The following is a 25,310-nucleotide window of genomic DNA, read 5'->3' as shown; positions in this document are numbered from 1 at the left end:
CCCGCTGAGCCCGAGATGTACGCCGCCGCCTTCTCGCTGCATCGTCAAGGCCGCACGCATCCGCAGGCGCTGGCCTGCGCGAGCTGCGAGCTGCGGCGCCTGGCGCTGTTCGGCACGCTGACCGAGCAGGCACTGGACTGCATCCATGTGCATATCGCCGCGCAGCGCCTGGAAGCCGGTCAGACCCTGTACGACATCGGCCAGCATGCCGAAGCGCTCTTCACCGTGCGCGCGGGCGTGGTGCGGCTGGAACGTGTCAATGCCAGCGGCGAACGCCGGGTCGTGAGGCTGGCCGGGCGCGGCGATCTGATCGGGCTGGAGGCATTGCTCAAGCAGCCCTATGGCAGCAGCGCACTGGCCAGCACAGCGCTGGAGGTCTGCCGCATTCCGCGCGGCCTGGTGGCCGAGTTGAGCCAGTCGCACGTCGGCCTGGCGACCGAACTGATGCAGCGCTGGCAGCAAGCATTGGCCCAAGCGGAGGAATGGCTGGCGGAGCTGTCGATGGGCCCGGCGCGCCGCCGTGTCCTGCGGCTGGTGCACAAGCTGAGCCAATACGCGCAGAGCGAGGAGCCGCAACCCTGGATCTGGTTGCCCACGCGTGGCGATATCGGAGCCATGCTCAATATGAGCATGGAGACCGCCAGCCGCGCCATCAGCGCGCTCCGGCGCCAGGGCGTGCTGCTGCAGGTCGAGCCGCAGCGCGCGCGTCTGGATCTGGCGGCGCTGCGGGCCAGGCTGCGCAGCGATGAGTGACGGCGCAGCGGCTCAGCGCGCCGCTGCCGGCATCAGCCGTTCCTTGAGCTCGATCTCGGCGGCCGGGTCGAGTTCGATCGCCACCTGGGTGCAGACGGCGCGGCACAGCGCGGCGACGCGCTCGCTCTGTAGCCGGTAGTAGATCTGCGTGCCCTCGCGGCGCTTGGACAGCACGCCGCTGCGGTAGAGCGTGGAGAGATGCTGCGACATATTGGGCTGGGTGGTCGCGATCGCTTCCAGCAGTTCCGACACGTTCTTCTCGCCATGGCAGACCGCGCTGATGATCTTCAGCCGGATCGGCGTGGACAGGAGCGAGAACAGTTCGGCGACGGATTCGAAAACCTTGTCTTCGGGCGGACGGTCTTCCATGGCGGCAGCTTGATGAATGAAGTGGGCTGCGCCGATTGTATTCGCAAGAACGGATATTGCCGCCCAGGCGGCACTTCGCTGCCAAGAGCGGCCTCACTTGAACTTGTAATGCTCCTTGTTGAGCACCGCCGCCACCGCGCTTACCTCTTCCGGGAACATGCCCAGATTGAGTTCGGTATTGCATTGCTCGACCATGCCGCGCAAGGCGCCGGCCGTCTTGACCCGCTCCAGCGGCCGGTAGACCGCCGAGCCATCGCCGCCGAACTTGCGTGCATGGCATGCGGCGCAGCGATGCTCCTGGATCAGCTTCTGGCCCAACGCCAGGTCGGCATCCTTGAAGAGCGTGCCGGCGTCGTCGGCGGCCTGCGCCGCGGCGCTACAAAGGGCCACGCACAGGGCAATGGTGCTGATCTTCATGGCAGGCTCCCGGTCGGTGACGCTGGGCGCCCATGGTAGGACGCTTACCTGGCGCCGCCAAGCACCCAGCTCGCCAGGGTCTTGGCGTCGGCATCGCTCAGCGCCGCCTGGGCAGGCATGGGCACGGGGCCCCATTTGCCGGAGCCGCCGGCCTTGATATTGGCGCTCAGCTTGTCTGCAGCGTCGGCCTGGCCGGCATACTTCTTGGCCACCTCGGCATAGGCAGGACCCACCAGCTTCTTGTCCACCGCATGGCAGGCCATGCAGGCGTTCTTTTGCGCCAGCGCCAGATTGGCATGCGCCGACTGGCTGGCCAGCAGGGCGGCCAGGCTCACAAGAACAGCGGCGATTTTGTGCGTCATCGGATGCTCCAGATCAAGATCAATTCATTTATTCGTACACAATGATATTGCATCTGCGCAGGGCTTGACTCAGGGCAAGCCCGGATAAGGGCCCGTCGTCAGCGGTAGCGCGGCAGCATCGCCTCCAAGGGCAGCGGGCGCAGCCGCTGTGCCTGGCCGGCGCAGCCGAAGGCCTCGAAGCGCAGCTCGCACAGGCCGCGCGCGGCGGCGCGGGCGGCTGCGAAGGCCTTGCGCGGGTCGAACTCGGCGGGCTGCTGGCTCATCAGCTGGCGCATCGCACCGAACATGGCCAGGCGGATGTCGGTGTCGATATTGATCTTGCGCACGCCGCTGGCGATGCCGCGCCGGATCTCCTCCACCGGCACACCATAGGTTTCGCGGATCTCGCCGCCGAAGCGGCGGATGATGTCCAGCCATTCCTGCGGCACGCTGGACGATCCATGCATGACCAGATGGGTGTGCGGCACGGCGGCGTGGATCTCGGCGATGCGCGCCATGGCCAGCGTCTCGCCGGTGGGCGCGCGGCTGAACTTGTAGGCGCCATGGCTGGTGCCGATGGCGATGGCCAGCGCGTCGACACCGGTGGCGGCCACGAACTCGCGCGCCTGGGCCGGGTCGGTGAGCAGCTGCGCATGGCTGAGCCTGCCGGCCGCGCCCACGCCGTCCTCCTCGCCGGCCTCACCGGTCTCCAGCGAACCCAGGCAGCCCAGCTCGCCCTCGACGCTGACACCCACCGCGTGCGCCAGCTCGCAGGCGCGCCGCGTCACCTCGACGTTATAGGGATAGGATGCTGGTGTCCTGGCGTCCTCCAGCAACGAGCCGTCCATCATCACGCTGGTGAAACCCGAGCGTATCGCCTGCACGCACACCGCCACCGAGGCGCCATGGTCCTGGTGCAGCACCACCGGGATGTCGGGGTGGGACTCCACGGCCGCCAGCACCAGATGGCGCAGATAGGCCTCGCCCGCGTATTTGCGCGCACCGGCGGAGGCCTGCAGGATCACCGGCGCCTGCCGCGCCTCGGCGGCCTCCATGATGGCCTGCACCTGTTCCATATTGTTGACGTTGAAGGCGGGCACGCCATAGCCATGCTCGGCGGCATGGTCCAGCAGTTGGCGCAAAGAGATCAGGGCCATCAGGCGCTCCTTGTTTGAATGATTGCGGGCTCCAGCACATGGCTGGCCAGTTCTTGCAGGTCGGCGAAGATGCGCTGCGGCCCGGCCTGGGCGATCGGCATGCCGCCGTTGTAGCCATAGGGCACGGCCCAGGCGGCCAGACCGGCATTGCGTGCCGCCTCGACATCGATCTGCGAGTCGCCCACATGGGCGCTGCGCGCCGTGCTGACGCCCAGCCGCTGGGCCACATGGCGCAGCACGCTGGCATGCGGCTTCTTGTGCGCCAGGCTGTCGCCGCCTATCAGCAGGTCGAACTCGTCTTCCAGGCGGGTGGCGCGCAGCAGCGCACGCGCATGGCGCAGCTCCTTGTTGCTGACGCAGGCGGTCTTCACGCCGGCCGCGCGCAGGCGGCGCAAGGCCTCGCGTGCGCCGGCATAGACCATCGCCGAGCTGCCGCTGGTGAGCGCGTAATGCCGGTCCAGGCTGGCCAGCACCGCGTCGACCTGCACGCGCTCGCTCAAGTCGGGCCGCTCGTGGAAGATGCGTGCCAGCAGCCTGAGCATCAGCTCGCGCGTGCCGGCACCGATCAGCAGCGTGATCTCGGCCAGCGGCCGGCGCGCCAGGCCATGCTCTTGCAGCGCCCGGTTGACGCCTTCGGCGATCTCGCCGGCGGTATCGACCAGGGTGCCGTCGAGGTCGAAGCAGATCAGTTCATAGTGCTGCATGACGAAGCCTCCTCGGCAAGGGTGCCGCGCACCAGGGCGGCGAGGTTTTCCGCCGTGAAGCCGAATTGGTCGAACAGCACCCCGGCGGGCGCCGATTCGCCAAAGCGGTCCAGCCCCAGCGCCGCGCTGCAGCCGTAATGGCCCCAGCCGCGCGTGCTGCCGGCCTCCACGCCGATGCGCGGCAGGCTGCGTGGCCCCAGCACCGCGCTGCGGTAGGCGGCGTCCTGGCGGTCGAAGCGGGTGGCGGACGGCAGCGACACCACCCGCACCGCGATGCCCTCCCCGTCCAGCAAGGCCTGCGCGGCGAGCGCCAGCTGCAGCTCGGAACCGCTGGCGAGCAGCACCGCACGCGGCGCCGGCCGGTCGGCGAGCACATAGCCGCCGCGTGCGATCGCCACCACCTGCTCGGGCGTGCGTGCCTGCGCCGGCAGGGGCTGGCGGCTCAGCAGCAAGGCGCTGGGGCGCTCGCGCTCCTGCAGCGCGGCGATCCAGGCCGCCGCCGTTTCGGTGGCATCGCCGGGCCGCCAGACCTCCAGACCCGGGATCAGGCGCAGGCTCTCGGCCTGCTCCACCGGCTGGTGGGTGGGCCCGTCCTCGCCCAGACCGATGGAGTCGTGCGTGAACACATGGATGAGCTGCTGCTTCATCAGCGCGGCCATGCGGATGGCGTTGCGGCTGTAGTCGCTGAACGCCAGAAAGGTGCCGCCATAGGGGATCAGCCCACCGTGCAGGGCCAGGCCGTTCATCACGGCGGCCATGCCGAACTCGCGCACGCCATAGCTGAGATGGCGGCCGCCGAAATCGCCCGGCCGCAGGCTGCCGCAGGCAGGGAAGTCGGTCAGGTTGCTGGCGGTGAGGTCGGCGCTGCCGCCGAACAGCTCGGGCAGCTGCGGCGCCAGCGCAGCGAGCAGCTGCTGCGAGGCCTTGCGCGTGGCCACCGCGTCCTGGCGTTGCGCGGTGGCCGCCAGGGTCTTGAAGGCCAGCAGCTCGAAACCCGCTGGCAGCTCGCGCCTGAGCACGCGGCGCTCGAACTCGGCCGCGAGCTGCGGATGCGCGCCGCGGTAGGCGGCGAAGCGGCGCTGCCAGTCGCGCTCCAGCGCGGCGCCGCGCGCGCGCGCGTCCCAGGCCTGGCGCACCGTCTCGGGGATCTCGAAGGGCGCATGCGGCCAGCCCATGGCCGCGCGCGTGGCGGCGATCTCGGCCGCACCCAGCGGCTCGCCATGCACCTTGGCGCTGCCGGCGCGGCCGGGCGAGCCCTGGCCTATGGTGGTGCGGCAGATGATCAGCGTGGGTCTGTCTTCGTTGGCACGGGCTTGCGCGAGCGCCTGCTCCAGGGCCTGCGCCACCGCCGCCACGGCATGGCCATCCAGCGGCCCCAGCACCCGCCAGCCATAGGCCTCGAAGCGCGCCGCCGTGTCGTCGGCAAACCAGCCCTCGATCTTGCCGTCGATCGAGATGCCGTTGGCGTCGTAGAGCGCGATCAGCTTGCCGAGCTTGAGCGTGCCGGCCAGCGAGCAAGCCTCGTGGCTGATGCCTTCCATCAGGCAGCCATCGCCCAGGAACACATAGCTGTGGTGATCGACCACGCGGTGGCCCGGCCGGTTGAACTGCGCCGCCAGCAGGCGTTCGGCCAGCGCGAAGCCGACCGCGTTGGCCAGGCCCTGGCCCAAGGGTCCGGTGCTGGTTTCCACACCCGGGGTCAGGCCTTGCTCGGGGTGGCCGGGCGTCTGGCTGTGCAGCTGGCGGAAGCGCTTGAGCTCGTCCAGCGGCAGCGCATAGCCGCTCAGATGCAGCAGCGCATACAGCAGCATCGAGGCATGGCCGTTGGAGAGCACAAAGCGGTCGCGATCCGGCCAGGCCGGGTTGGCGGGGTTGTGGCGCAGCGGCCCGCCCCAAAGCGCCAGCGCCATCTCGGCCATGCCCATGGGGGCGCCGGGATGGCCCGAATTGGCGGCCTGCACCGCATCCATGGCCAGCGCGCGCAGCGCATTGGCCTGGTCTTTCTGCATCGAGGTATTAGGCATCGCGGGCTCCCGGTTCACAGTGAGAGCGCGCGCTGACGCCGCTCCATCATGCGCCAGATGAAGGGCGTGAAGATCAGCTGCATGGCCAGCTCCATCTTGCCGCCCGGCACCACGATGGTGTTGGCGCGCGACATGAAGGAGTCGTGGATCATGTTCAGCAGGTACTGGAAGTCGATGCCCTTGGGCTGCGCAAAGCGGATCACCACCATGCTCTCGTCCGGCGAGGGAATGTCGCGCGCGATGAAGGGGTTGGAGGTATCCACCATGGGCACGCGCTGGAAGTTCACATGGGTGTGGGCGAACTGCGGGCAGATGTAGTGCACATAGTCGGGCATGCGGCGCAGGATGGTGTCGGTGACCGCCTCGGCCGAGTAGCCGCGCACGTTCTTGTCGCGCCAGAGCTTTTGTATCCATTCAAGGTTGATGACCGGCACCACGCCGATCAGCAGGTCGGGGTAGCGCGCGATGTCGATCTGCTCGGTCACCACCGCGCCATGCAGGCCCTCGTAGAACAGCATGTCGGTGTCGGGGGCCAGATCCTCCCAGGCGGTGAAGGTGCCCGGCGGCTGTGCGTAGGGCGCGGCCTCCAGCGGGTCGTGCAGATAGCGGCGGCGCCGGCCCGTGCCGCTTTCGCCATAGCTGCGGAACAGCTGTTCGAGCTCCGGGAACAGGTTGTTCTCCGGCCCGAAATGGCTGAAATGCTCGTTGCCGGCGGCCTCGGCGGCAGACTGGCGCTCGCGCATCTCCTGGCGGTCGTAGCGATGGAAGCTGTCGCCCTCGATAACGGCGGCCCTGACCTGCTCGCGCCGGAAGATGTTTTCAAAGGTACGCGTCACCGAGGAGGTGCCGGCGCCCGAGCTGCCGGTGATGGCGATGATGGGGTGTCGTTCTGACATGGCGGGGGGCTTTCTAGTCTCGGAACAGGCTGCGCGGCGCGAACAGCGGCGCGGGTGCGGCATCGGGGGCGGGCTCGTGGTGGTAGCGCTCGATGCGCTCGACCTCGTCGCGCGAGCCGAATACCAGCGGGATGCGCTGGTGCAGCTCGCTGGGTTTCACGCCCAGCATGGGCTGGCGGCCGGTGCTGGCGCGCCCGCCGGCCTGCTCCATCAGCAGCGCGATCGGGTTGGCCTCGTAGAGCAGGCGCAGGCGGCCGGGCTTGCTCGCGTCCTTGCTGTCGCGCGGATAGAGGAACACGCCGCCGCGCATCAGGATGCGGTGCGCCTCGGCCACCATGGAGGCGATCCAGCGCATATTGAAATCCTTGCCGCGCGCGCCGGCCTTGCCGGCCAGGCATTCGTCCACATAACGCGTCACCGGCGGCTCCCAGAAGCGGCTGTTGGAGCTGTTGATGGCGAACTCGCGCGTCTGCTCGGGCACCTGCAGGCGTTCATGCGTGAGCAGGAACTCGCCCAGCTCGGGGTCCAGCGTGAAGCCCACCGTGCCCTCGCCCACCGTCAGCACCAGCATGGTGGCGGGCCCATAGATCGCATAGCCGGCCGCCACCTGGGCCGCGCCGGGCTGCAGGAAATCGGCCTCCTGCAGCTCGCGCGCGCCCGCGGCCAGCTCGGCCGGCGCGCGCAGGATGGAGAAAATGCTGCCCACCGCCACGTTGACGTCGATGTTGGACGAGCCATCGAGCGGGTCGAACACCAAGAGGTATTTGCCGCGTGGGTAGGTCTCGGGAATGGTCTGCGGCAGCGCCATCTCCTCGGAGGCCAGCCCGGCCAGATGGCCGCTCCACTCGTTCATGCGCAGGAACAAGTCGTTGGAGAGGATGTCCAGCGGCTTTTGTTCCTCGCCCTGCACATTGGTCTGGCCGGCTCCCGGAATGGACTCTGGGGTGGCGGCCAGTGCGCCGCGCGCAACGATGCGGGCGATCGCCTTGCAGGCCAGCGCGATGTCGAGGATCAGCGCGTTCAGGTCGCCGCTGGCGCCGGGAAAGCGGCGGCGCTGTTCGATCAGGTAGCGCGTCAGGGTCCAGCGCGGCAGGTGCTCGTGGCTCATGGGATGGCGATGCAGTTGAGGGATTCGGAATGCCAGGCGTTCAGTCGCTCCGGCGTGAGGCCCTGCAGCGACACCAGCACGCGCAGCGCGCCGCCGAAGTCGTGTCGGGCCGTGAAGGCGGTGGGCGTGACGAGCGTGGCAAGACCTGCCCCCCGGGCGGCGCGCAGACCGTTGCCGGAGTCCTCGAAGGCCAGGCAGGCGGCTGCCGGCAGGCCGAGGCGCGCGAGCGTCTGCAGATAGACCTGGGGATGCGGCTTCTTGAGCGGCGCCGTCGACGCGTCCTCGATCACGGCGAATCGCAGCCGCCAGTCCGGGCCCAAGGTCTGGCGCAGCAGCGCGGCGATGTTGACCGGCGAGGTGGTGGTGGCAATGGCCAGCACCAGGCCGGCGCGGCCCGCGAGCTCGATCAGGGCCTGCACGCCGGAGCGCAGCCGCAAGGCGCCCTGCTGAATGCGGCGCTCGTAGGCTGCGGTCTTCAGCTCATGCAGGCGCTCGACGGTGGCTTCCAGCGCCAGTGCATCGAGCGCACGCAGGCCCGGCTGCATGCGCTGCCAGAAGGCGCGGATGCGCTCCTTGCCGCCCGAGATCTCCAGCAGCCCGGTGTAGAGCGCCGGGCTCCAGTGCCAGTCCAGCCCCTCCTCGGCAAAGGCCTCGTTGAAGGCCTGACGGTGCAGTTCCTCGGTGTCGGCCAGGGTGCCGTCGACGTCGAAGATCAAGGCCTGCAGGCGGCACGTCATGGCTGGGGCTCCTGCGCAAGGAAGACGCGGCTGGCGCGGATGTCGGCCGGCTCCAGCGTGGCCAGGGTGTCGGCGTCGAGCACGCGCTCGCGCTGGGCGTAGAGGCGGCCGGCCTGGCGCAGGCGGGCGCGCTCCAGCGCATTGCGCACGCTGCGCGCATTGGCGAAATGCGGCTGGCGCAGGCGCCGGCCCAGATAGTCCTCGAAGGCCTCGCGCGCGCCAGGGCCGAAGCGGTAGTGGCTCTGGGCCAGCATCTGCTCGGCGATCTGCAGCAGCTCGGGCCCCGCGTAGTCGGGGAACTCGATGTGGTGGGCGATGCGCGAGCTCAGCCCGGGGTTGGACTGGAAGAAGGTGTCCATCCGGTCCGCATAGCCGGCCAGTATCACCACCAGATCGTCGCGCTGGTTCTCCATCACCTGCAGCAGGATCTCGATCGCCTCCTGGCCGTAGTCGCGCTCGTTCTCGGGCCGGTAGAGGTAGTAGGCCTCGTCGATGAAGAGCACGCCACCCATGGCCTTCTTGAGCAATTCCTTGGTCTTGGGCGCGGTGTGGCCGATGTACTGGCCCACCAGGTCGTCGCGTGTCACCGCCACCAGATGGCCTTTGCGCACATAGCCCAGGGCGTGCAGGATCTCGGCCATGCGCATGGCCACGGTGGTCTTGCCGGTGCCGGGGTTGCCGGTGAAGCACATATGCAAGGTGGGGCTGCTGGCCGCCAGGCCATGGGCGGCGCGCAAGCGGTCTATCACCAGCAGCGCGGCGATCTCGCGGATGCGCTGCTTCACCGGCGCCAGCCCGACCAACTCGGCATCGAGCTTGGCCAGCACCGCCTCGACCTGGCTCTCGGCCAGCACTTCGGCGACCGTGCAGGGCGTATGCATTTCAGTACCGCCCGGCCGTTCCGAAGGTACTGGGCGCCCCCTCGGGGGGCAGCGAACAACGTGAGCGTGGGGGCCTCATATCAATACCGCTCGCCTTCGGGCTTGGCGGCGGCATAGCCGGCGATGGTGGTGCGCAGCGTGCGGCCGTTGACCTCCTGGCGCTGCAGCATGAAGCCGGGCTCGGCGGCCGGGCGGTTGACGATGAAGCTCATCGCGATCGACTCGATGCCGCGTGTCGAGTCGAAGGCCATCAGGCGGATGTAGTGCCGCGGGAAGGCCGCGCGGCAGGCCTGCAGCTCCAGCATCACGCCGGCGGCGTCGCGCAGGTCGAACATGGGCATGCCGTGCATCTCCCAGTAGGTGTTGCGCGGATGCGGGTCGTCGGTGTACTCGACGCTCCAGGCATAGCCCTTGGCCAGGCCGTAGTCGATCTGGGCACGGATCTCCGCGTCGCTCAGCGCCGGCAGGAAGCTGAACTGGCCCTGGGTGATGCGGCCGGTGGGGTTGCTCATCATGGTTGCTTGCTCCTGGCTCAGGCCACCGAGGGGGTGGTGGCGAAATCGCTGGTATCGGTAGAGGCGTAGTTGAAGGACACGTCCTTCCAGGTCTCCAGGGCCTGACGCAAGGGGCCGCAGAACTGGGCCGCCTGCTGCAGGATCTGTGGGCCTTCGTTCTTGATGTCGCGGCCCTCGTTGCGCGCCTTGACCATGGCTTCCAGCGCCACGCGGTTGGCCACCGCGCCGGCCTGGATGCCATCCGGGTGGCCGATGGTGCCGCCGCCGAACTGCAGGATCACGTCGTCGCCGAACAGGTCCAGCAGCTGGTGCATCTGGCCGGCATGGATGCCGCCCGAGGCCACCGGCATGACCTTGCGCATATCGCACCAGTCCTGCTCGTAGAACAGGCCGCGTGCCAGGTCTTGCCTGGTGTAGCTGTCGCGGCAGACCTTGTAGTAGCCCTGCACCGTCATCGGATCGCCCTCGAGCTTGCCGACGGCCGTGCCGGTGTGCAGATGGTCCACGCCCGCCAGGCGCAGCCACTTGGCGATGACGCGGAAACTCACGCCGTGGTTCTTCTGCCGCGTGTAGGTGCCGTGGCCAGCGCGGTGCATGTGCACGATCATGTCGTGCTTGCGCGCCCAGTTGGCAATGCTCTGGATCGCGCTCCAGCCGATGATCAGGTCGACCATGATCACCACCGAGCCCAGTTCCTTGGCGAACTCTGCGCGCTCGTAGATGTCCTCCATGGTGGCGCCGGTCACATTCAGGTAGCTGCCCTTGACCTCGCCGGTGGCGGCGGCCGCCTTGTTGACGCCATCCATCACGTAGAGAAAGCGGTCGCGCCAATGCATGAAGGGCTGCGAGTTGATGTTCTCGTCGTCCTTCATGAAATCCAGTCCGCCCTTCAGGCCCTCGTAGATCACGCGGCCGTAGTTGCGGCCCGAGAGGCCCAGCTTGGGCTTGGTGGTGGCGCCCAGCAGCGGGCGGCCGAATTTGTCGAGCCGTTCGCGCTCCACCACCAGGCCGCAGGGGGGGCCCTTGAAGGTCTTCACCAGGGCCACCGGCATGCGGATGTCTTCCAGCCGCGCCGCCTTCAAGGGCTTGAAGCTGAACACATTGCCGATCAGGCTGGCGGTAATGTTGGCGATCGAGCCTTCCTCGAACAGGATGATGTCGTAGGCCACCCAGGCGAAATACTGGCCTGGAATGCCGGGCACCGGATCGACCCGGTAGGCCTTGGCGCGGTAGCTGTCGCAGGCGGTGAGGCGGTCGGTCCAGACCACCGTCCAGGTGGCGGTGCTGGACTCGCCGGCCACCGCCGCGGCGGCCTCGATGGGATCGACGCCGTCCTGCGGCGTGATGCGGAACAGGCACAGCACGTCGGTGTCCTTGGGCTGGTAGTCGGCATCCCAATAGCCCATCTGGCGGTATTTCAGCACCCCGGCGCTGTAGCGCTTCTTGGCGTCGGTGATCACGCCCTCTTCCACCGGCTTGTTCATCGCTTGCTCCATGTCTGTGTGTCGATGGCGCAATTTAAGTCGTCACTTAAATAAAGAGAATTCAGATATTCTTCGCGTTCACTTCATGAATTGCTTAAGGCTATGCTGAACGCCACCTTTCGCCAGCTGCGCGTGTTTTGCGAGGTCGCCAAGGGTCTGAGCTTTGCGCGCGCGGCCGAAGCCCTGCACCTGACGCCGCCGGCCGTCACCATGCAAGTCAAGGAGCTGGAATCGCAGCTGGGCCTCGCGCTGTTCGAACGCCAGGGGCGCCAGGTCTCGCTCACCACCGCGGGCGAGTACTTCCTGGTCTACGCGCGCCGCCTGCTGGCCACGCTCAAGGAGGCCGACGACGCGATGGCGCGCTTCAAGAGCGCAGAAAGCGGCCTGCTCTCGGTCGGCCTGGTCAGCACCGCCAAGTACTTCGTGCCGGCCTTGCTGGCGCGCTTTCACGACGAGCATCCGGGCGTGGACGTGAGGCTGTCGGTGTGCCAGAACCGCGCGCAGCTGGTGGACCTGCTGCAGTCGGGCGAGGTGGACCTGGCGGTGATGGGGCGCCCGCCCAAGGAGCTGGCCACCCGGGCCGAGCCCTTCGCCGCGCATCCGCAGGTCTTCGTGGCCGCGCCCGGCCATGCGCTGGCGGCGCTCGACCATGTGCCGCTGGATGCCTTGGCGAACCAGCGCTTCATTGCGCGCGAGGCAGGCTCGGGTACGCGCAAGGTGATGGACGATTTCCTGCGCGAGCACCAGCTGGCGCCGCGCATCGCGATGGAGATGCCCAGCAACGAGACCATCAAGCAGGCGGTGATGGCCGGCATGGGCGTGAGCTTTTTGTCGCTGCACACGCTGGGGCTGGAGCTGCGCGCCGGCGCGCTCAAGCTGCTGGACGTCGAGCACACGCCGGTGATGCGCACCTGGAACCTGGTGCGCATGCAGAGCAAGCTGCTCTCGCCCGCCGCCGAGGCTTTCCGCTACTTCATGCTGGAACATGCCGAACCGCATCTGCTGGCGCATGACGCCGGACTGCTGCAAGCCTGAGCCCCGCGCACAGCTTGCAGGGACTTTGCCCTGGCTCAAGGCGGATGCTGCAGCGGTGCGCGACTATATGCGCCTACGCTTATTTTTTGGCCCATCGCCATGCCCAACAAGTCCTATCGCAACATCACAGCCGAGGTCTCGGCATCGCTGGCCAAGCTGCGCGCCGACATTCCCGACACCACGCGCGGCTTCTCGGCCCTGGCCCAGGCCGCCACGCGCGCCGGCGCGCTCGACAAGAAGACCAAGGAGCTGATCGCGATGGCGCTCTCGGTGGCGGCGCGCTGCGACCCCTGCGTGGGCTTCCACGCCGAGGCCCTGGTGAAGCTGGGCTGCAGTCGCGCCGAGTTCGAGGACATGCTGGGCATGTGCATCTATATGGGTGGCGGGCCCTCGCTGATGTATGCCGCCCATGCCCTGCAGGCCTTCGAGGAATTCGGCGGCGGCGCCGCCGAGGTCGAGGCGGTGCAGGCGGTCAAGGCCGCCTGAAGCCCGCCACCGCGGCCACCAATTGGTCGGCTTGGTCGCGCAGGCTGGCCGCAGCGGCAGCGCTCTGCTCCACCAGGGCGGCGTTCTGTTGGGTGGCATGGTCCATCTGGGTGATGGAGTTGCCCACCAGGGCCACGCCCTCGCTCTGCTCCTTGCTGGCGACGCTGATCGCACCGACGATGTCGCTGACGCGCCGGATCGCTGCCACCACCTCCTGCATGGTGCTACCGGCACGGTTGACCTGCAGGCTGCCATGGTCGACATGCTCGACGCTGGCGCTGATCAACTGCTTGATCTCGCGCGCCGCCTCGGCGCTACGCTGCGCCAGGCTGCGCACTTCCGCGGCCACCACCGCAAAGCCGCGCCCCTGCTCGCCGGCGCGCGCCGCCTCCACCGCCGCGTTGAGCGCCAGGATATTGGTCTGGAAGGCGATCGAATCGATCACGCCGATGATGTCTGAAATCTTGCGGCTGCTGTCGTTGATGCCCTTCATGGTCTGCACCACCAGCCCCACCACCGTGCCGCCACGTTCGGCCACCTCGCTCGCCCCCTTGGCCAGCTGATCGGCCTGCACGGCGTTGTCGGCATTCTGGCGCACCGTCTGGCTCAGCTCGTCGGTGGTGCCGGCGGTCTGCTGCAGATGGCCAGCCGTCTGTTCGGTGCGGTTGGACAGGTCCATATTCCCGGCCGCCACCTCGGTGGCCGCGACCTGCACGCCCTCGGCCGCATGGCGCACCTCGCGTATCAGGCTCAGCAGACGCTCACGCATGGTGTGCATATTGCCCAGCAGCTGGCCGATCTCGTCGGCGCCGTCGGCGCGCGTGTCCAGCGTCAGATCGCCGGCCGCGATCGCGCTGGAGATCTCGTCGGCCTTGGCAAAGCCGCCACGGATGCGGCCCAGCAGGCTGACAAACATCCAGGTCGCCGGCAAGCCCACCAGCACGGCCAGCGCGATGAACACCCAGGTCACAAGCGTGGCAACGCGCTGCGCATGCTGCGCCGTCAACTTGACCTGTTCGTTCTGATGCGCCAACAGCTTTTCCAGGGCCGCGAACATGGCCTGGCCCTCGTTGCGCCCGGCCGCCAGAAAGGCCGCCATCGCCTGGTCCGAGTAGTCCTGCTTGCCGATCGCCGCCATTGCGCTGCCGATGCGCTCGGTCCAAAGCTGGCACTTGGCGTAGGCGTCCTCAAGCAGGAGTCTGGCCAGCGCGTCGGCGCTGGCATCGGCGCGCAACTGGCTCCAGGCCGCGTCATTGCTGGCGCGGTACTGCTCGATCGCGTCCAGATGCAGGCGCGTCGGATGGTCGTGGATACCCGCCAGCGCGCTGCCGGGCGCATGCTGGAAGGCCAGCAGAATCTCCATGCGATTGGCCTGGTTCAACTTGATCAACTCGTGGATGCTGTTAACCGTGCCGAAGCGCTGCCTGGCCACCTCGTCCTGACCGTTCGCGCCGGCCATCAGCCCCCAGATGGCCAGCACCGCCAGCAAGAGAAAGGTCAGCCAGTACATCGCCATGATGGCGACGAAGCGCTGTGTGATGCGGAATTGATTGAACATGGTCACCTTCATGCCGCTCTACTGCTGCCGCAGCCGCAGATAGCCCAGCACATCGTCCTCGAACATCTCGCCCGGCACCGCCTCGACGAAGCGCCCCTGCCGGTCCACCGCCACGGTCATGGGCACGCTGCGGCGGCGGCTCAGCACGGCGGCCAGCGCATCGGCGTCCAGGCTGTTGGGAAAACTCCAGCCGCGCGCGGCTGCATGGCGGGCCACGGCCGCCGCGTCGCTGGCGCGCACCACGCCCAACACCGTCAGCCCGCGGCCCTGCGCGGCGCGCCAGAGCTTTTCCACATGGGCGTTGTGGCGCTCGCAATAGGCGCAGCCTAGCGACCAGAACACCAGCAGCACGGCGCGGCCCTGCGGGCCCTCCCAGGGCTGGCCATCCAGCAGGCGCACGGCGGGCCATGGCACCGGCTCCCCACGCGCGGCCGGCAGGGCCCGGGCCGTCGGCGTTGCCCATGTCCCGGCCGCCAGCAGGCCGAGCAGGCAGGTGCGCCGCCTCATCGGCCTTCCTGCTCCATCAGCAGATAGGTGTTGTAGGCATTGATGCGATTGGCGGCGGCAAACAGCGGCAGCCTGGCGAAGCGCGACCAGTCGGTGCGCGCGTAGGCGTCCTCGAAGGGCTCCATATTGCGCGCCGCCTCGCCCATGGTCTGGCGCAGATAGGCGAGATAGTCGCGCGTCATCTGCAGGTCCTCGCGCGCGGTGCTCGACACCGGGCCATGGCCGGGCACGATCACCTGGGTGTCGAAGGCCAGCAGCTTGTCCAGCGCACCTATCCAGCGCCCGCTGTCGGCCTGGCCCACAAAGGGCACGCGGCCGCGGAACACGATGTCGCCGGCCAGCAGCAGCTTGAGCTGCGGCACATAGACCACCAGGTCTTCGGGCGTGTGCGCCGGGCCCACCGGTTGCAGCTGGAAATCCAGCCCGCCCATGCGCAGCGTCAGCGGGCCCTTGATCCAGCGATCGGCCGGCAACAGCTCGGTCTTTTCGTCGATCCAGGGGAACAGTTCCTCGCGGCTGGCCTTGAGGCGCAGGGCGGCGGTGTCGGAGTGCAGGTAGGTCTGCCCGTCTTGCTGTGCGATCACCTGGGCGCCGGCGGCCTTGAGCGCCTGCAGGCCGTAGACATGGTCGGCGTGGTAATGACTCAGCACCACGTATTTGATCGGTGCCGGCGTGATCCTGCGGATCTCCTGCACCAGCTCCTGTGCCAGTGCCGGCGAACCCAGCGCGTCGACCACCAGCACGCCCTCGGGCGTGACGACGAAGGCGGCGTTGGAGATGAAATTGCGATTGGCGCTGGAACCCAGCGCCGATTCGCCCTGCACCATCCAGGTCTGCGGCGCTACCTGCACGGCGTGCAAGACCTGGGCCTGGCTCAAACTCGCGCCCAGGGCGGCCAGCAGCACGCCCAGGCGAGCAGTCAAACTGTGTATTCGCATATGCTGATATTACAAGCTTAAGCCCTTGCTGTCGACATCATGGTTAGTCCCGATGGGCCTGGGGCGCGCTTGTCGGGATGCTGACAGGTCCGGCGCAGCTGAGCGCTGGCGCCCATCCACACAGGAGATGCTCATGATGCCTTCAAGAGTACGCGGCGCATGGCCGCTGAGCCTGGCCTTGCTGGCCGGCGCGAGCTGGGCGCAGGACGCCACCAAGGCCGACCCTCTTCTGGCGCGCAATCTGGCGGCCACCTGCGCCAACTGCCATGGCACGGCCGGCGTGGCCAAGGGCGAGATGAAGACGCTCGCCGGTCGCAAGGAGGACGAGCTGCTCAAGCTGCTGGCCGACTTTCGCAGCGGTGCCCAGCCGGCCACCATCATGCACCAGATCGCCAAGGGCTATAGCGAGGAACAGCTCAAGCTGGTCGTGAAGCACTTCGCCGCCCTGCCGGCCAAACCCTGAGGAGCGGACCATGCATCAATCCGAACTGCAACGTCGCCAGCTGCTGCTGGCTGGTTTGAGCGGCCTGGCGCTGGCGGGCTGCGCGAGCATGGCCACGGGCCCCTCGATCGGCCGGGTGGTGGTGGTGGGCGGCGGCTTTGGCGGCGCCACCGCGGCGCGCTATCTGCGCCTGTGGGGCGGCAATGTGGACGTGACCCTGGTGGAGCGCCAGGCCAGCTTCGTCTCCTGCCCGATCTCCAACCTGGTGCTGGGCGGCCACAAGCAGATGAGCGAGATTACGCGCGGCTACGAGGGTCTCAAGGCCCTGGGCGTGAAGCTGGTGCAGGGCGAGGTGCTGGCGATCGACTCGGTGGCCAAGTCGCTGCGCCTGGCCGATGGCAGCGCCTTGGCCTACGACCGCCTGGTGCTCTCGCCCGGCATCGATTTCATGAGCGATCAGATCGGTGGCCTGCAGGCAGCGCTGGCCAGCGGCCAGGTGCTGCACAGCTGGAAGGCAGGCCCGCAGACCGTGGCGCTGCGCCAGCAGCTGACCGACATGGCCGATGGCGGCGTGGTGGCGATGAGCATTCCCAAGGCACCCTACCGCTGCCCGCCCGGGCCCTATGAGCGGGCCTGCATGATCGCCAGCTACCTGAAGACGGCCAAGCCCAGGTCCAAGTTGCTGGTGCTGGATGCCAACCCCGAGATCCAGTCCAAGAAGGCGCTGTTCGAGAAGGCCTTCAAGCAGCACTATGAGGGCATCCTGGAGTACCGGCCCAATGCCGAACTGAAGGAGGTCGCCAATGCTGGCAAGCTGGCACGCCTGGAGTTCGAGGACGTCAAGACCGATGTGCTGAACGTGATACCGCCGCAGCGTGCCGCCGACCTGGCGCTGCAAGCCGGTGTGGTGAACGTCAACCAACGCTGGGCCGGCGTGCAATGGCTGAGCATGGAATCCACCGCCCTGCCCGGCGTGCATGTGCTGGGCGACAGCGTCTTCCCCGGCCCGGGCATGCCCAAGTCCGGCCATATGGCCAACCAGCAGGCCAAGCTGGCAGCCGCGGCCATCATCCAGCTGCTCAAGGGCGAGGCGGTGAACGCCACGCCGGTGCTGATGAACACTTGCTACAGCTTCGTGACCGCACGCGACGTGGTGCATGTGGCCTCGGTGCACCAGTACGACGCCGCCGACAAGGCCTTCAAGCCGGTGCCTGGCGCGGGTGGTGTCTCGGCTGCCGCCAACCAGGTCGAGGGGCGCTACGCGCTCTCCTGGGCCGAGAACATCTGGAGCGACATGCTGGGGTAGGCCTTAGTTCAATCCACTGATGTAGACCGACACGGCCTTCAGCTCCAGCTCGCTGAGCTTGCTGGCGATGGCATGCATCACCGCGTTGTCGTTGCTGCGTTCGCGCCTGCTGAACAGGCGCAGCTGGTTCTCGGTGTACTGGGCATGCTGGCCGGCCAGGCGTGGCAGCTGGGGCGTGCCATGGCCCTTGGGGCCGTGGCAGCCGGCGCAGGCGGCCACGCCGCTATAGGGATTGCCGCGCAGGAAGACAAAGCGGCCCACCTGCGCGAGTTCGCTGTCGTCCACCGCATGCGCCAGCGGCTGGCGCGACTCGAAGTAGCGGCCCAGTGCGGCGAAGTCCTCGGCATTCAGGTCTTCCACCATGGGCTGCATGGTGCTGCTCTTGCGCCTGCCGGCCTGGTAGTCGGCCAGTTGGCGCGCCACATAAGCGCCATGCTGGCCGGCCAGACGCGGAAACACCGGGCTGGAGCTCTCGCCATCGACGCCATGACAGATGAAGCATTTGCCCTGCACGATCTCCTCGGCGCGGGTGAGTTGCTTGTCCTGGGCCCAGGCGGCTTGACTCAGCAGCAGCAGGCTGAGCAGCCAGAGGGACGAACGGTGCTTGGCGCCTTGCATGGGCTTACTCTAAACGCTATTGCAGCGTCCTTATTGCAAGGGTATGGCGCCCTCGACCGGGCGCTTCTCCAGCGTCCACTGGTGCATGGAGCCGTCATACAGGCGCGCATTCCTGTAGCCCAGCAGCTCGGACATCACGAACCAGGGGCCGGAGGCCAGGTGACCGCTGTTGCAGTAGGCGATGCTGGGCCGGTCGGCCTCGACGCCGCTGGCCGCGGCAAGACCGCGGTAGGTGGCCAGGCTTTGCAGCTTCACCGCACCGCCGGCCACCGGCTTGGTCAGCAACTCGGGGGGCAGCGCGCGCGCGCCTGGAATATGGCCGGCCGCGTAGACGTAATCGCGCTTGGACAAGCCGTGGAAGGAGCGCAGATCGCGTCCGTCGATCAGGGTGGCCGACTGGTTGGCCACCGCGGCGGCCACGGCCTCGCTGTCGGCGCCATACTGCGCGCTGCGGTCGGCCAGGGCACGCCAGCTGCCCTGCTTGGCGGCAGGCGCCTCGCTGCTGTGCGGGCGGCCCTCCAGCAGCCAATTGGCCATGCCACCGTCCAGCACGGCGATGCGGTCTTCGCCGTAGACCTTGAGCTGCCAGTAGGCGCGCAGGGCGTCATCCAGATCGGCGACCTCCACACCCAGCGGCACCAGCACGATGGGCTTGTCGGCGTCCATGCCGATGGCCTGCATCAGTTTCTCGAAAACAGCCTGCTCGGGCAGCATGTACTTGACCGTCAGATCGCCGATCTTGCGGTCGGTGCGCAGCGGCTTGGTGTCCATCAGGCGCGCGCCGGGAATATGCCCGCCCACCTCGAGCAATGTCTTCCTGCCACTCTTGGCATCGGTCTCGAACTCCGGCGTGCCGGTGAAGCTCTTCACATTGGCGCGCACCTCGTACACCTGGACCTCATCCAGATGGGCGGCCAGCCAGCTGGCATCGACCACCGGGCCGGGCAGCTTGGCGGCCGCGGCGGCCAGCGGGGCCCACATGGCGCCAGCGCTCAGCAGCGCGGCGCCCAGCAGGCAGCGTCGGGTCAGGGTCATCAGTGGATTCATGGTCGGGTCTCCGTCATGTCAGTGGGGTCAGGTCTTGCAGGCGCTGCGCCAGCCTGATCTCGCGCTGGCTCAGCAGTTGAAGCTGGCGGTCCTGCAGCAAGGCGTCCAGGCTGCGACCGCGCGCCGCACGCGCCAGCGCCGCGTCACGCTGCCGCAGCAAGCGGGCGAGCTCGGCGGCATGCAGCCTCACAAGGGACTGCAACCAGCGCGCCAGCGGTGCCAGCCTGCCGCGCTGCACCAGGGTGTAGCGCGGCAGCAGCTCGCACAGCGCGCTGGCAGGCAGCCACTGCTCGCCGGTCACCCAGGCATTGGTGGTGAACCAGCGCAGCGGCCGGCCCAGGGCGTCGATGGACAGCGCCACCAGGTGATGGAAGGCGGCGCTGCCCGGCTGTGCCGCGCGCTGGAACAGGTGGAAATGCCCATGCTCGCCCTTGCAGCGCGGCTGCGCGTGGGCATGAAAGTAGAACTGGCTGCCATGCTGTGCGTCGCGCGCATCGGTTGCAGGGTAATGGCGCCACTGCTCGAAGCGCGCCGCACCGCACAGGGCCAGCTGCGCCATGCTGCGGCCGCGTTGCGCCTGTCGCAGTGGGATCTGCACGGCGTCCCATGCGGCCTCGGCCAGCAGGATCTGATGCTGCTGCACGGGCACGCTGCCTACTTCTTCGCCGGGCCACAGGGATTGGCGGGCCCGCAGGGGTTGTCGCCGCTGCCGCTCTTCTTGCGCTTCTTCTTGGCCGGGCCACAGGGATTCTCGGGGCCGCAGGGATTCGCCGGCTTGTCGGCTTTGGCCGCGCTGGCGCTGGAGGCCGCGGGCTTGGCAGGCTCGGCAGCCTGGGCCGGCTGCAACATCGCCAGCGCCATCGCCATCGCCAACGCCGGCAGGGCCTGCGCGACGGTGGCGGCGTTGCCGCGCAGTTTCTTGCTATCTGTCTTTCGCATCACGTCACTGCCTTTCTTTGATTCTTCATTCGTCCGCACCAGCGCCCCGCACGGCCTCGACGGCCGTGACCGGGCCGCGGCCGCGGCGCTCCAAGCGGCCACCCAGCCAATAGACAGCCAGCAGGGCCAGCGCCAGCGCGCCCACCGCCCAGGCGTCCGGAATGCCGAAGGCCTCCTGCAGCGTGTCGCCGCTGTCGAGCTCGCCCGCCAGGGTCCAGGCCTCCAGGCCGCTGCTCCAGCCCCAGGCGAACAGGCCCGTGCCCAAGAGCAGCCCGAGCAGGAACACCAGTGCATCCAGGCGTCCCGACATCAGGCCCACCACCGAGGTGCCGGGGCAGTAACCGCCCACGGCAAAGCCGGCGCCCACCAGTGCGCCGCCAATCGCCGCCGCCCCCAGATAGGCGCTGGGCACGAACAGGGCATCGGCCTGCAGCCAGCCCAGCGCGCGCAGCAGCGCCAGTCCGCCGGCGGCCACCACGATGGCGGTGAACATGACCTTGAGCACCGACCAGTCGGTGAAGCGGAATTGCGCCGTCAGCTTGCAGGGGCTGCCGAAGCCGGCGCGCTCGAGCACAAAGCCGAACAGCAGGCCGCAGACCAGGGCCGACCACATGCCGGCGTCGTTGAGTGGCAATGTCATCATCATCATGCTCAGACTCCGCGCATCACACGGCTGGCGAGCACGCCTACCGCAAAGAACAGGGCCAGGAATACAAAGGCCGCCACCCCCAGGGTCGCCGCACCCGACAGGCCCAGGCCGCTGGTGCAACCCGCCGCCACGCGCGCGCCAAAGCCGGCCAACACGCCGCCACCCAGGGCGCTGAGCAGGCGCCGCCCGCGGCCGACGCTGTGCTCGCCATCCAGCTGCACGCGCAGACGGCCTGCCTGCCAGGCCGCCGTCAGGGCGCCGAGTGCCACGCCCAGCACCTGCCAGCTGATCCAGGACGCGAGCGGATTGCCATGCTTGAGGAGCGGGCCCAGATAGCCATTCGCCGCGGTGGCCGCCGGCGCCACGCCATGGGCCAGGGCAGCGGTCAGGCGTGTGCTGGCGCCGGTGGCGCCCAGGCCGTGACCGGTCCATACAAAGGTCAGCAAGAGCACCAGGCCCAGGGCGATACCGGCTAGCCAGCTGGGCCAGAAGGGGCGCGGTGTTGCGGGGCAGGATGGAAAGAAGGACATGGCAGGACTCGGTGTCATCGGGGGAAGGAGCGTGAGAACTGGGGCACGGCCTGATCCAGCGCCGCCGCCGGCTGCGTGGACTGGCGCTCGGCCCGGCGGTCGAGCCAATGGTCGGTGAGCGCTGCTGCGGCCCACATGCAGGACAGCGTGATCCAGGAGGTGATGGTGAACACCGCCGCGCCCGACAGGCCGGCGCCCACCGCACAACCTCCGGCCAGCATGCCGCCAAAGCCCATCAGCACCGCGCCGATCAGGTAGCGGCGCATGCTGGCGCCGCCGGCAAAGCCCTCCAGCTTCAGTTCACGGAACAGCGCGGCGGCCACGAAGGAGCCCAGGAACACGCCGGGCACCAGGCCCAGGTCAAAGGTGGGCGGCTTGTCGGGCGCGAACAGCACGCGTGTCAGCACCTCGGCCGAGGGGCCGGTGAAACTCAGCGCCTGCACGGGCGCGGCCTCGGCGTCCAAGCCCAGCAGGGCCACCAAGGACGTGTACCACCAGGCGGCGCTGATCGCCAAGCCCACCATGATGGCGCCGGCCCAGCCCCAGAAGGGCACGCGCTGGTGCCAGGCCCAGCGCATGGCTGCCAGCAGCCAGACGGCAGCGAACAGCAGCGCACCACCGCGGCCGATGCCGGTGATGGCGATGAGGTCGCGCGCCGCGCCGCCCTCCACCGTCCACCAGGCCGACATCTGTTCGCGCAGCGGCGCCAGCACGCCGGTCCAGGCGGCTTGCGCGGTCACCGCGAACACCAGGCCCGACAGCACCGAGCGCAGATTGCCCTGCGCCGCCAGCACCAGCAGGCGGCTGGAACAGCCGCGCGCCAGAATCATGCCGATGCCGAACAGTGCGCCACCGATGGCCGCACCCGAGAGACTGCCACGCGCCGCTAGCTGGCGCGCCGAGCCAACGTCGGCATGGCCCAGCGCGATCAAGGCCTGGGTGGCCAGCAAGGCGGTTGCGAAGGCGAACAACCAGACCGTCAGCTTGCCGCCCGGCGCGCCGCGCGAAAACTCGATCGTGGCCGAGCGCAGGCAGAAGCGCGAGCGCTGGGCGAAGAAACCGAAGGCAAAGCCGATCGCGAGCCCGCCCCAGGCCAGGGCCTTGGCCTGGCCAAGAGACTCGATGATCGCTTCCAGCTGCATGATGGCGGACTTTTGCTTGGGCTATGCGCGTTTGCCCCAGATCAATTCGGGGCGATTTGTCTTTAAATCGTAATATGCGCAGCTGGTGATGTACAGCCCAGATCAACCCTGAAGGAGTGAGTCATGTCATTACAACGTCGATTCCTTGGTCCCGCCGTGCTGGCCCTGGCCATGGGCATCGCCCTGCCCGCGGTGGCCGCGGATGCCGCCATCAAGACCGTCTACCACCTCAGCGAGGGCGTGGCCCAGGCGGCACGCGCTGTCGGCAATATCCGCAACCACCTGGCGGCCGACCCCACGGCCAAGATCGTGGTCGTGACCCATGGCGCGGGCATCGACTTCCTGCTTGATGGCGCCAGCACGCCGCAAGGCCAGCCCTTTGCGGGCGCCATCGGCGACCTGGCGGGCCAGGGCGTGGAGTTCAGGGTCTGCAACAACACGCTGGTCGCGCGCAATATCTCGCCCGACCGAGTGGCGATGGAAGCCAAGGTCGTGCCCTCGGGCGTGGCCGAGGTGGCCAAGCTGCAGGCGCGCGAGGGCTACGCGTACCTGCACCCCTGAGGCGCGGCCAAGTCCGCGGGGGCTCGCGCGGCCTCAGCCAGTCCGTGCGGGACACGGCCCGGCCCTCGGACGGCCAGTTCCGACCTCAGCCAGTCCGTGCGGGACACGGCCTGGCCTTCGGGCGGCGTCGCGAAGCCCATTGGGGCTTCGCTCGGTCCGACCTCAGAACTCGCCGCGTGAGCCCTTCTCCATCATTTGCCAGATCGCCTCGCGCACCTTCAGCGCATCGGCCTTCAGATCCGGCGGCAGCTTGCGGCCCATCCTGATCATCATGTCCATATTGAGCGTGTACATCCACAGGCCGTCGGCTTGCTCGACGACGCTGATGCGGCAAGGCAGGTAGGCCGCCATATGCGGTGAGAAGTCCACCATCTTACGGGCGGTCTGCGGGTTGCAGTAGTTGTAGACCTTGAGCAGCTTCTGCGGTTTGCCCGAGCGTGCCTCCAGCTCCTTGGACAAGGGCAGTTCGCCGACCGGGCGGATATTGGATTCGGTCGAGACGCTGGCCAGGGCCTGTTCGATCTGCTCCAGCGTGACGCCCGGCTTGACCTTGCGCTCCCAGGTGGTGGCCACGGCGATGTCACCGCCGCTGGCGACCCAGCGGTCCCACATCTTGCCGGCCTCGGCGCCGGCGCCGTCCTCCAGCTTGCCCAGGGTGGCGATGCTGCCGCAGCCGCTCAGGCCGGCCGCCAGCGCGGCCAATGCTGCGCCGCGCAGCATCAAGGTTATCAATTGCTTCATGACTATGTCCTGATATTAAAGGGTTTAAAAAGAGGAGAGCGACTCAAAAGCGCAGGCTGAACATCAGCTGGGCATTCAACTGGCCATGGCTGATGCTCACGCCGGAGCCGGACTGCACGACGCTGGCGGGCGCCTTGCTCACTGCCATATGGACGTCAGACTGCGCGCCGGTGGCAAGGCTGAGACCGGCGCTGTAGTGATGCCGCACCGTGGCGGGGAACAGCGGCAGTATCGTGGCGCCAGGAACTGGGTTGGCTGCGGCGTTGTAACCCGCGCGCAAGATCAGAGCGGGCGTGGCATTCCAGGCCACGCCCAGCGCCGTCACGGTCTGGTTGCGCCATTGCTGGGGCAGCGTGAAGCTGACCGTGCCGCCCATGCTGCCGCTCTCGTAACGCATGCGCACGGCCTGCATCACCGGCGCCCATTGCACACGCTTGACGTCGGCCGCAAGCACTAGCGTGGGGCTGGCTTGCCAGGCCGCACCGAGCGCAAGCTGCGCCGGCATCTGGAAGTCCAACACGGTCATGCGGCCGTTGTCGACAAAGCCCCCTGCGGCACTCAGCGACGCGGCGCCCTGCCCGGTCTTCATATCGCGCAAGGCAGTCTTGCTGTGCCAACTGGCCCCCACCGTCAGGCCGGGCGTAAGCTGGTAGACCAGTCCCAGCTTGGCGGCCCAGCCCAGGGCCACGGCCTCACCCGAGAACTTGCTCTGGTCGCTGAAGTCAACGCGCGCCCAGGGCGCGCCACCCAGGGCCGGCAGCGCCGCGGCCAGGTTGCCGCTGGCGCCGCTGACCATCTGCCCCAATTGCGCGCCGCTGGCCGCCATGCGGATGTCGAGCGTGGACCAGACCAGGTCCAAGGAGCCGCCTACCGAAAGCTTCTCACTGAGTTTCCAGGCCAGCGGTGCGATCATGCGGCCGACCCCCAGCTCCGAGCGCACGTCGCGGCCCGAGCCCATGGCGAGAAAACTGTCGGCGCCATACTCGGTGCCCATGCCGCCCTGGGCAAACATGGCCAGGCCGTAGACCAGATCACCGCTGCGGCGCGCATAGCCAAAGGCAGGCATTTCATAGGCGGTGCCGCCGGATTGGGACCTCAGCGGGCCGGCGCTGGCGCTGACCCGAGGTCCGAGGTGGCCGATCGCCAGATCCAGGCGCGCCTGCTCGCCCATCAGCCCCAGCGTGGCGGGGTTGGTGGCCGCGGCGGCCATGCCGTGGCCCAGCGCCGTGGCGGCGCCCCCCATGCCAGCGGAAATCGGGCCGTAGCCTTCCAGCAGCATGCCATTGGTGGCGTGCGCGAGCATCGGCAGGGCGAGCAAGGCCCCCGCGACGCCTTGATAGCGTTTCGTCGTCATGTCGTCTCCTGATGGTGCGGCAGGCGCTCTGCCCCATGCAGGGCCTGCCTTTATGTCCCGCTGGACTCAGC

General features: G+C 68.3%; 30 protein-coding genes. 6 read left to right on the top strand and 24 right to left on the bottom strand.

Going from position 1 to position 25,310, the window contains the following annotated elements; genetic code table 11:
• Positions 1–15 precede the first annotated feature (15 nt).
• Positions 16–753, top strand: a complete 738-nt coding sequence (locus tag WG898_RS16580; RefSeq protein ID WP_339603907.1) for a Crp/Fnr family transcriptional regulator — start codon at positions 16–18, stop codon at positions 751–753.
• A gap of 12 nt (positions 754–765) precedes the next feature.
• Here the strand turns inward: WG898_RS16580 and WG898_RS16575 are convergent, their stop codons facing one another.
• From WG898_RS16575 to WG898_RS16520, 12 genes are all read right to left on the bottom strand, one after another.
• Positions 766–1,122 (bottom strand): ArsR/SmtB family transcription factor, encoded by a 357-nt coding sequence (locus WG898_RS16575; RefSeq protein ID WP_339603906.1) that lies wholly within the window; start codon positions 1,120–1,122, stop codon positions 766–768.
• Positions 1,123–1,215: 93 nt separating this feature from the next.
• Positions 1,216–1,539, bottom strand: coding sequence for a hypothetical protein (locus WG898_RS16570; protein ID WP_339603905.1), 324 nt, complete (start codon positions 1,537–1,539; stop codon positions 1,216–1,218).
• 44 nt (positions 1,540–1,583) lie between these two features.
• On the bottom strand, positions 1,584–1,901 hold the full coding sequence (locus tag WG898_RS16565; RefSeq protein ID WP_339603904.1) for a c-type cytochrome: 318 nt from the start codon (positions 1,899–1,901) through the stop codon (positions 1,584–1,586).
• Between the two features lie 98 nt (positions 1,902–1,999).
• On the bottom strand, positions 2,000–3,037 hold the full coding sequence (fba, locus tag WG898_RS16560; protein ID WP_339603903.1) for a class II fructose-bisphosphate aldolase: 1,038 nt from the start codon (positions 3,035–3,037) through the stop codon (positions 2,000–2,002).
• A complete protein-coding gene (gene gph / locus WG898_RS16555) occupies positions 3,037–3,741 on the bottom strand; it encodes a phosphoglycolate phosphatase (RefSeq protein ID WP_339603902.1) in 705 nt (234 codons plus the stop codon). Before gph ends, fba begins: the two co-directional genes overlap by 1 nt.
• A complete protein-coding gene (gene tkt / locus WG898_RS16550; protein WP_339603901.1) occupies positions 3,723–5,765 on the bottom strand; it encodes a transketolase in 2,043 nt (680 codons plus the stop codon). The genes gph and tkt overlap by 19 nt, the downstream gene beginning before the upstream one ends.
• A gap of 14 nt (positions 5,766–5,779) precedes the next feature.
• Positions 5,780–6,661 carry a phosphoribulokinase gene (locus tag WG898_RS16545; RefSeq protein WP_339603900.1) on the bottom strand — a complete coding sequence of 294 codons (882 nt, stop codon included), beginning with the start codon at positions 6,659–6,661 and terminating at the stop codon, positions 5,780–5,782.
• A 13-nt stretch (positions 6,662–6,674) separates the two neighbouring features.
• Positions 6,675–7,769, bottom strand: a complete 1,095-nt coding sequence (locus tag WG898_RS16540) for a class 1 fructose-bisphosphatase (RefSeq protein ID WP_339603899.1) — start codon at positions 7,767–7,769, stop codon at positions 6,675–6,677.
• Positions 7,766–8,494 (bottom strand): HAD-IA family hydrolase, encoded by a 729-nt coding sequence (locus WG898_RS16535; protein WP_444718967.1) that lies wholly within the window; start codon positions 8,492–8,494, stop codon positions 7,766–7,768. The genes WG898_RS16540 and WG898_RS16535 overlap by 4 nt, the downstream gene beginning before the upstream one ends.
• An 8-nt stretch (positions 8,495–8,502) precedes the next feature.
• Entirely contained in the window at positions 8,503–9,387 is an 885-nt protein-coding gene (gene cbbX / locus WG898_RS16530) for a CbbX protein (protein WP_339603897.1), read from the bottom strand.
• 80 nt (positions 9,388–9,467) lie between these two features.
• Positions 9,468–9,902 carry a ribulose bisphosphate carboxylase small subunit gene (locus WG898_RS16525; protein WP_339603896.1) on the bottom strand — a complete coding sequence of 145 codons (435 nt, stop codon included), beginning with the start codon at positions 9,900–9,902 and terminating at the stop codon, positions 9,468–9,470.
• A 17-nt stretch (positions 9,903–9,919) separates the two neighbouring features.
• Positions 9,920–11,386: a form I ribulose bisphosphate carboxylase large subunit gene (locus WG898_RS16520; RefSeq protein ID WP_339603895.1), complete on the bottom strand. Its 1,467-nt coding sequence runs from the start codon at positions 11,384–11,386 to the stop codon at positions 9,920–9,922.
• 102 nt (positions 11,387–11,488) lie between these two features.
• Here WG898_RS16520 and WG898_RS16515 point away from each other — a divergent pair, with 102 nt between their 5' ends.
• Together WG898_RS16515 and WG898_RS16510 are read left to right on the top strand one after the other, a co-directional pair.
• On the top strand, positions 11,489–12,421 hold the full coding sequence (locus WG898_RS16515) for a LysR family transcriptional regulator (protein WP_339603894.1): 933 nt from the start codon (positions 11,489–11,491) through the stop codon (positions 12,419–12,421).
• A gap of 93 nt (positions 12,422–12,514) precedes the next feature.
• On the top strand, positions 12,515–12,907 hold the full coding sequence (locus WG898_RS16510; RefSeq protein WP_339604144.1) for a carboxymuconolactone decarboxylase family protein: 393 nt from the start codon (positions 12,515–12,517) through the stop codon (positions 12,905–12,907).
• Here WG898_RS16510 and WG898_RS16505 read toward each other — a convergent pair.
• From WG898_RS16505 to WG898_RS16495, 3 genes are read right to left on the bottom strand one after another with little or no spacing between them, the layout of a single operon-like run.
• Positions 12,894–14,465: a methyl-accepting chemotaxis protein gene (locus WG898_RS16505; RefSeq protein ID WP_339603893.1), complete on the bottom strand. Its 1,572-nt coding sequence runs from the start codon at positions 14,463–14,465 to the stop codon at positions 12,894–12,896. The two genes, WG898_RS16510 and WG898_RS16505, sit on opposite strands and share 14 nt — an antisense overlap.
• 18 nt (positions 14,466–14,483) lie before the next feature.
• Positions 14,484–14,972 (bottom strand): TlpA family protein disulfide reductase, encoded by a 489-nt coding sequence (locus tag WG898_RS16500; protein WP_339603892.1) that lies wholly within the window; start codon positions 14,970–14,972, stop codon positions 14,484–14,486.
• Positions 14,969–15,895, bottom strand: coding sequence for an MBL fold metallo-hydrolase (locus WG898_RS16495; protein WP_444718963.1), 927 nt, complete (start codon positions 15,893–15,895; stop codon positions 14,969–14,971). Before WG898_RS16495 ends, WG898_RS16500 begins: the two co-directional genes overlap by 4 nt.
• A gap of 148 nt (positions 15,896–16,043) precedes the next feature.
• Between WG898_RS16495 and WG898_RS16490 the strand changes: the two genes are divergently transcribed.
• Both WG898_RS16490 and WG898_RS16485 read left to right on the top strand, forming a co-directional pair.
• The gene (locus WG898_RS16490; RefSeq protein WP_339603891.1) at positions 16,044–16,373 is read left to right on the top strand and encodes a c-type cytochrome; all 330 of its coding nucleotides are present in this window, start codon (positions 16,044–16,046) and stop codon (positions 16,371–16,373) included.
• A 10-nt stretch (positions 16,374–16,383) separates the two neighbouring features.
• Positions 16,384–17,658, top strand: coding sequence for an FCSD flavin-binding domain-containing protein (locus WG898_RS16485; RefSeq protein WP_339603890.1), 1,275 nt, complete (start codon positions 16,384–16,386; stop codon positions 17,656–17,658).
• A gap of 3 nt (positions 17,659–17,661) precedes the next feature.
• Here WG898_RS16485 and WG898_RS16480 read toward each other — a convergent pair whose 3' ends face one another.
• The 7 genes from WG898_RS16480 to WG898_RS16450 are packed head-to-tail and all read right to left on the bottom strand — an operon-like array spanning position 17,662 to position 22,583.
• Positions 17,662–18,276 (bottom strand): c-type cytochrome, encoded by a 615-nt coding sequence (locus WG898_RS16480; protein ID WP_339603889.1) that lies wholly within the window; start codon positions 18,274–18,276, stop codon positions 17,662–17,664.
• Between the two features lie 30 nt (positions 18,277–18,306).
• Positions 18,307–19,323, bottom strand: a complete 1,017-nt coding sequence (locus tag WG898_RS16475) for a sulfurtransferase (RefSeq protein ID WP_339603888.1) — start codon at positions 19,321–19,323, stop codon at positions 18,307–18,309.
• A 13-nt stretch (positions 19,324–19,336) separates the two neighbouring features.
• Positions 19,337–19,972 carry a DUF6969 family protein gene (locus WG898_RS16470; RefSeq protein WP_339603887.1) on the bottom strand — a complete coding sequence of 212 codons (636 nt, stop codon included), beginning with the start codon at positions 19,970–19,972 and terminating at the stop codon, positions 19,337–19,339.
• A gap of 5 nt (positions 19,973–19,977) precedes the next feature.
• On the bottom strand, positions 19,978–20,262 hold the full coding sequence (locus WG898_RS16465; protein ID WP_339603886.1) for a hypothetical protein: 285 nt from the start codon (positions 20,260–20,262) through the stop codon (positions 19,978–19,980).
• Between the two features lie 25 nt (positions 20,263–20,287).
• A complete protein-coding gene (locus WG898_RS16460) occupies positions 20,288–20,911 on the bottom strand; it encodes a DUF6691 family protein (protein ID WP_339603885.1) in 624 nt (207 codons plus the stop codon).
• 2 nt (positions 20,912–20,913) lie between these two features.
• Positions 20,914–21,441: a YeeE/YedE thiosulfate transporter family protein gene (locus tag WG898_RS16455; protein ID WP_339603884.1), complete on the bottom strand. Its 528-nt coding sequence runs from the start codon at positions 21,439–21,441 to the stop codon at positions 20,914–20,916.
• Between the two features lie 14 nt (positions 21,442–21,455).
• Positions 21,456–22,583 carry a YeeE/YedE family protein gene (locus tag WG898_RS16450; RefSeq protein ID WP_339603883.1) on the bottom strand — a complete coding sequence of 376 codons (1,128 nt, stop codon included), beginning with the start codon at positions 22,581–22,583 and terminating at the stop codon, positions 21,456–21,458.
• 123 nt (positions 22,584–22,706) lie between these two features.
• Between WG898_RS16450 and WG898_RS16445 the strand changes: the two genes are divergently transcribed.
• The gene (locus WG898_RS16445; RefSeq protein WP_444718962.1) at positions 22,707–23,144 is read left to right on the top strand and encodes a DsrE family protein; all 438 of its coding nucleotides are present in this window, start codon (positions 22,707–22,709) and stop codon (positions 23,142–23,144) included.
• 162 nt (positions 23,145–23,306) lie between these two features.
• On the opposite strand, the gene WG898_RS16440 is transcribed toward WG898_RS16445, so the two are convergent.
• Positions 23,307–23,885 carry a DUF302 domain-containing protein gene (locus WG898_RS16440; RefSeq protein ID WP_339603882.1) on the bottom strand — a complete coding sequence of 193 codons (579 nt, stop codon included), beginning with the start codon at positions 23,883–23,885 and terminating at the stop codon, positions 23,307–23,309.
• Between the two features lie 43 nt (positions 23,886–23,928).
• Positions 23,929–25,239 (bottom strand): OmpP1/FadL family transporter, encoded by a 1,311-nt coding sequence (locus WG898_RS16435; RefSeq protein WP_339603881.1) that lies wholly within the window; start codon positions 25,237–25,239, stop codon positions 23,929–23,931.
• Positions 25,240–25,310 lie beyond the last annotated feature (71 nt).

The organism is Paucibacter soli (assembly GCF_037482845.1).
In the GTDB taxonomy this organism is placed as follows: domain Bacteria; phylum Pseudomonadota; class Gammaproteobacteria; order Burkholderiales; family Burkholderiaceae_C; genus Paucibacter_B; species Paucibacter_B soli.
The sequence above is the reverse complement of the archived record's forward strand: the minus strand, read 5'-3'. Positions and strand labels throughout refer to the sequence as shown.

Excerpts from the sequence above, each read along its gene's own strand:
- WG898_RS16580 (WP_339603907.1), top strand. The coding sequence starts at position 16 with ATGTACGCCGCCGCCTTCTCGCTGCATCGTCAAGGCCGCACGCATCCG.
- WG898_RS16575 (WP_339603906.1), bottom strand. The coding sequence starts at position 1,122 with ATGGAAGACCGTCCGCCCGAAGACAAGGTTTTCGAATCCGTCGCCGAA.
- WG898_RS16570 (WP_339603905.1), bottom strand. The coding sequence starts at position 1,539 with ATGAAGATCAGCACCATTGCCCTGTGCGTGGCCCTTTGTAGCGCCGCG.
- WG898_RS16565 (WP_339603904.1), bottom strand. The coding sequence starts at position 1,901 with ATGACGCACAAAATCGCCGCTGTTCTTGTGAGCCTGGCCGCCCTGCTG.
- fba (WP_339603903.1), bottom strand. The coding sequence starts at position 3,037 with ATGGCCCTGATCTCTTTGCGCCAACTGCTGGACCATGCCGCCGAGCAT.
- gph (WP_339603902.1), bottom strand. The coding sequence starts at position 3,741 with ATGCAGCACTATGAACTGATCTGCTTCGACCTCGACGGCACCCTGGTC.
- tkt (WP_339603901.1), bottom strand. The coding sequence starts at position 5,765 with ATGCCTAATACCTCGATGCAGAAAGACCAGGCCAATGCGCTGCGCGCG.
- WG898_RS16545 (WP_339603900.1), bottom strand. The coding sequence starts at position 6,661 with ATGTCAGAACGACACCCCATCATCGCCATCACCGGCAGCTCGGGCGCC.
- WG898_RS16540 (WP_339603899.1), bottom strand. The coding sequence starts at position 7,769 with ATGAGCCACGAGCACCTGCCGCGCTGGACCCTGACGCGCTACCTGATC.
- cbbX (WP_339603897.1), bottom strand. The coding sequence starts at position 9,387 with ATGCATACGCCCTGCACGGTCGCCGAAGTGCTGGCCGAGAGCCAGGTC.
- WG898_RS16525 (WP_339603896.1), bottom strand. The coding sequence starts at position 9,902 with ATGATGAGCAACCCCACCGGCCGCATCACCCAGGGCCAGTTCAGCTTC.
- WG898_RS16520 (WP_339603895.1), bottom strand. The coding sequence starts at position 11,386 with ATGAACAAGCCGGTGGAAGAGGGCGTGATCACCGACGCCAAGAAGCGC.
- WG898_RS16515 (WP_339603894.1), top strand. The coding sequence starts at position 11,489 with ATGCTGAACGCCACCTTTCGCCAGCTGCGCGTGTTTTGCGAGGTCGCC.
- WG898_RS16505 (WP_339603893.1), bottom strand. The coding sequence starts at position 14,465 with ATGTTCAATCAATTCCGCATCACACAGCGCTTCGTCGCCATCATGGCG.
- WG898_RS16500 (WP_339603892.1), bottom strand. The coding sequence starts at position 14,972 with ATGAGGCGGCGCACCTGCCTGCTCGGCCTGCTGGCGGCCGGGACATGG.
- WG898_RS16490 (WP_339603891.1), top strand. The coding sequence starts at position 16,044 with ATGATGCCTTCAAGAGTACGCGGCGCATGGCCGCTGAGCCTGGCCTTG.
- WG898_RS16485 (WP_339603890.1), top strand. The coding sequence starts at position 16,384 with ATGCATCAATCCGAACTGCAACGTCGCCAGCTGCTGCTGGCTGGTTTG.
- WG898_RS16480 (WP_339603889.1), bottom strand. The coding sequence starts at position 18,276 with ATGCAAGGCGCCAAGCACCGTTCGTCCCTCTGGCTGCTCAGCCTGCTG.
- WG898_RS16475 (WP_339603888.1), bottom strand. The coding sequence starts at position 19,323 with ATGAATCCACTGATGACCCTGACCCGACGCTGCCTGCTGGGCGCCGCG.
- WG898_RS16465 (WP_339603886.1), bottom strand. The coding sequence starts at position 20,262 with ATGCGAAAGACAGATAGCAAGAAACTGCGCGGCAACGCCGCCACCGTC.
- WG898_RS16460 (WP_339603885.1), bottom strand. The coding sequence starts at position 20,911 with ATGATGATGATGACATTGCCACTCAACGACGCCGGCATGTGGTCGGCC.
- WG898_RS16455 (WP_339603884.1), bottom strand. The coding sequence starts at position 21,441 with ATGTCCTTCTTTCCATCCTGCCCCGCAACACCGCGCCCCTTCTGGCCC.
- WG898_RS16450 (WP_339603883.1), bottom strand. The coding sequence starts at position 22,583 with ATGCAGCTGGAAGCGATCATCGAGTCTCTTGGCCAGGCCAAGGCCCTG.
- WG898_RS16445 (WP_444718962.1), top strand. The coding sequence starts at position 22,707 with ATGTCATTACAACGTCGATTCCTTGGTCCCGCCGTGCTGGCCCTGGCC.
- WG898_RS16440 (WP_339603882.1), bottom strand. The coding sequence starts at position 23,885 with ATGAAGCAATTGATAACCTTGATGCTGCGCGGCGCAGCATTGGCCGCG.
- WG898_RS16435 (WP_339603881.1), bottom strand. The coding sequence starts at position 25,239 with ATGACGACGAAACGCTATCAAGGCGTCGCGGGGGCCTTGCTCGCCCTG.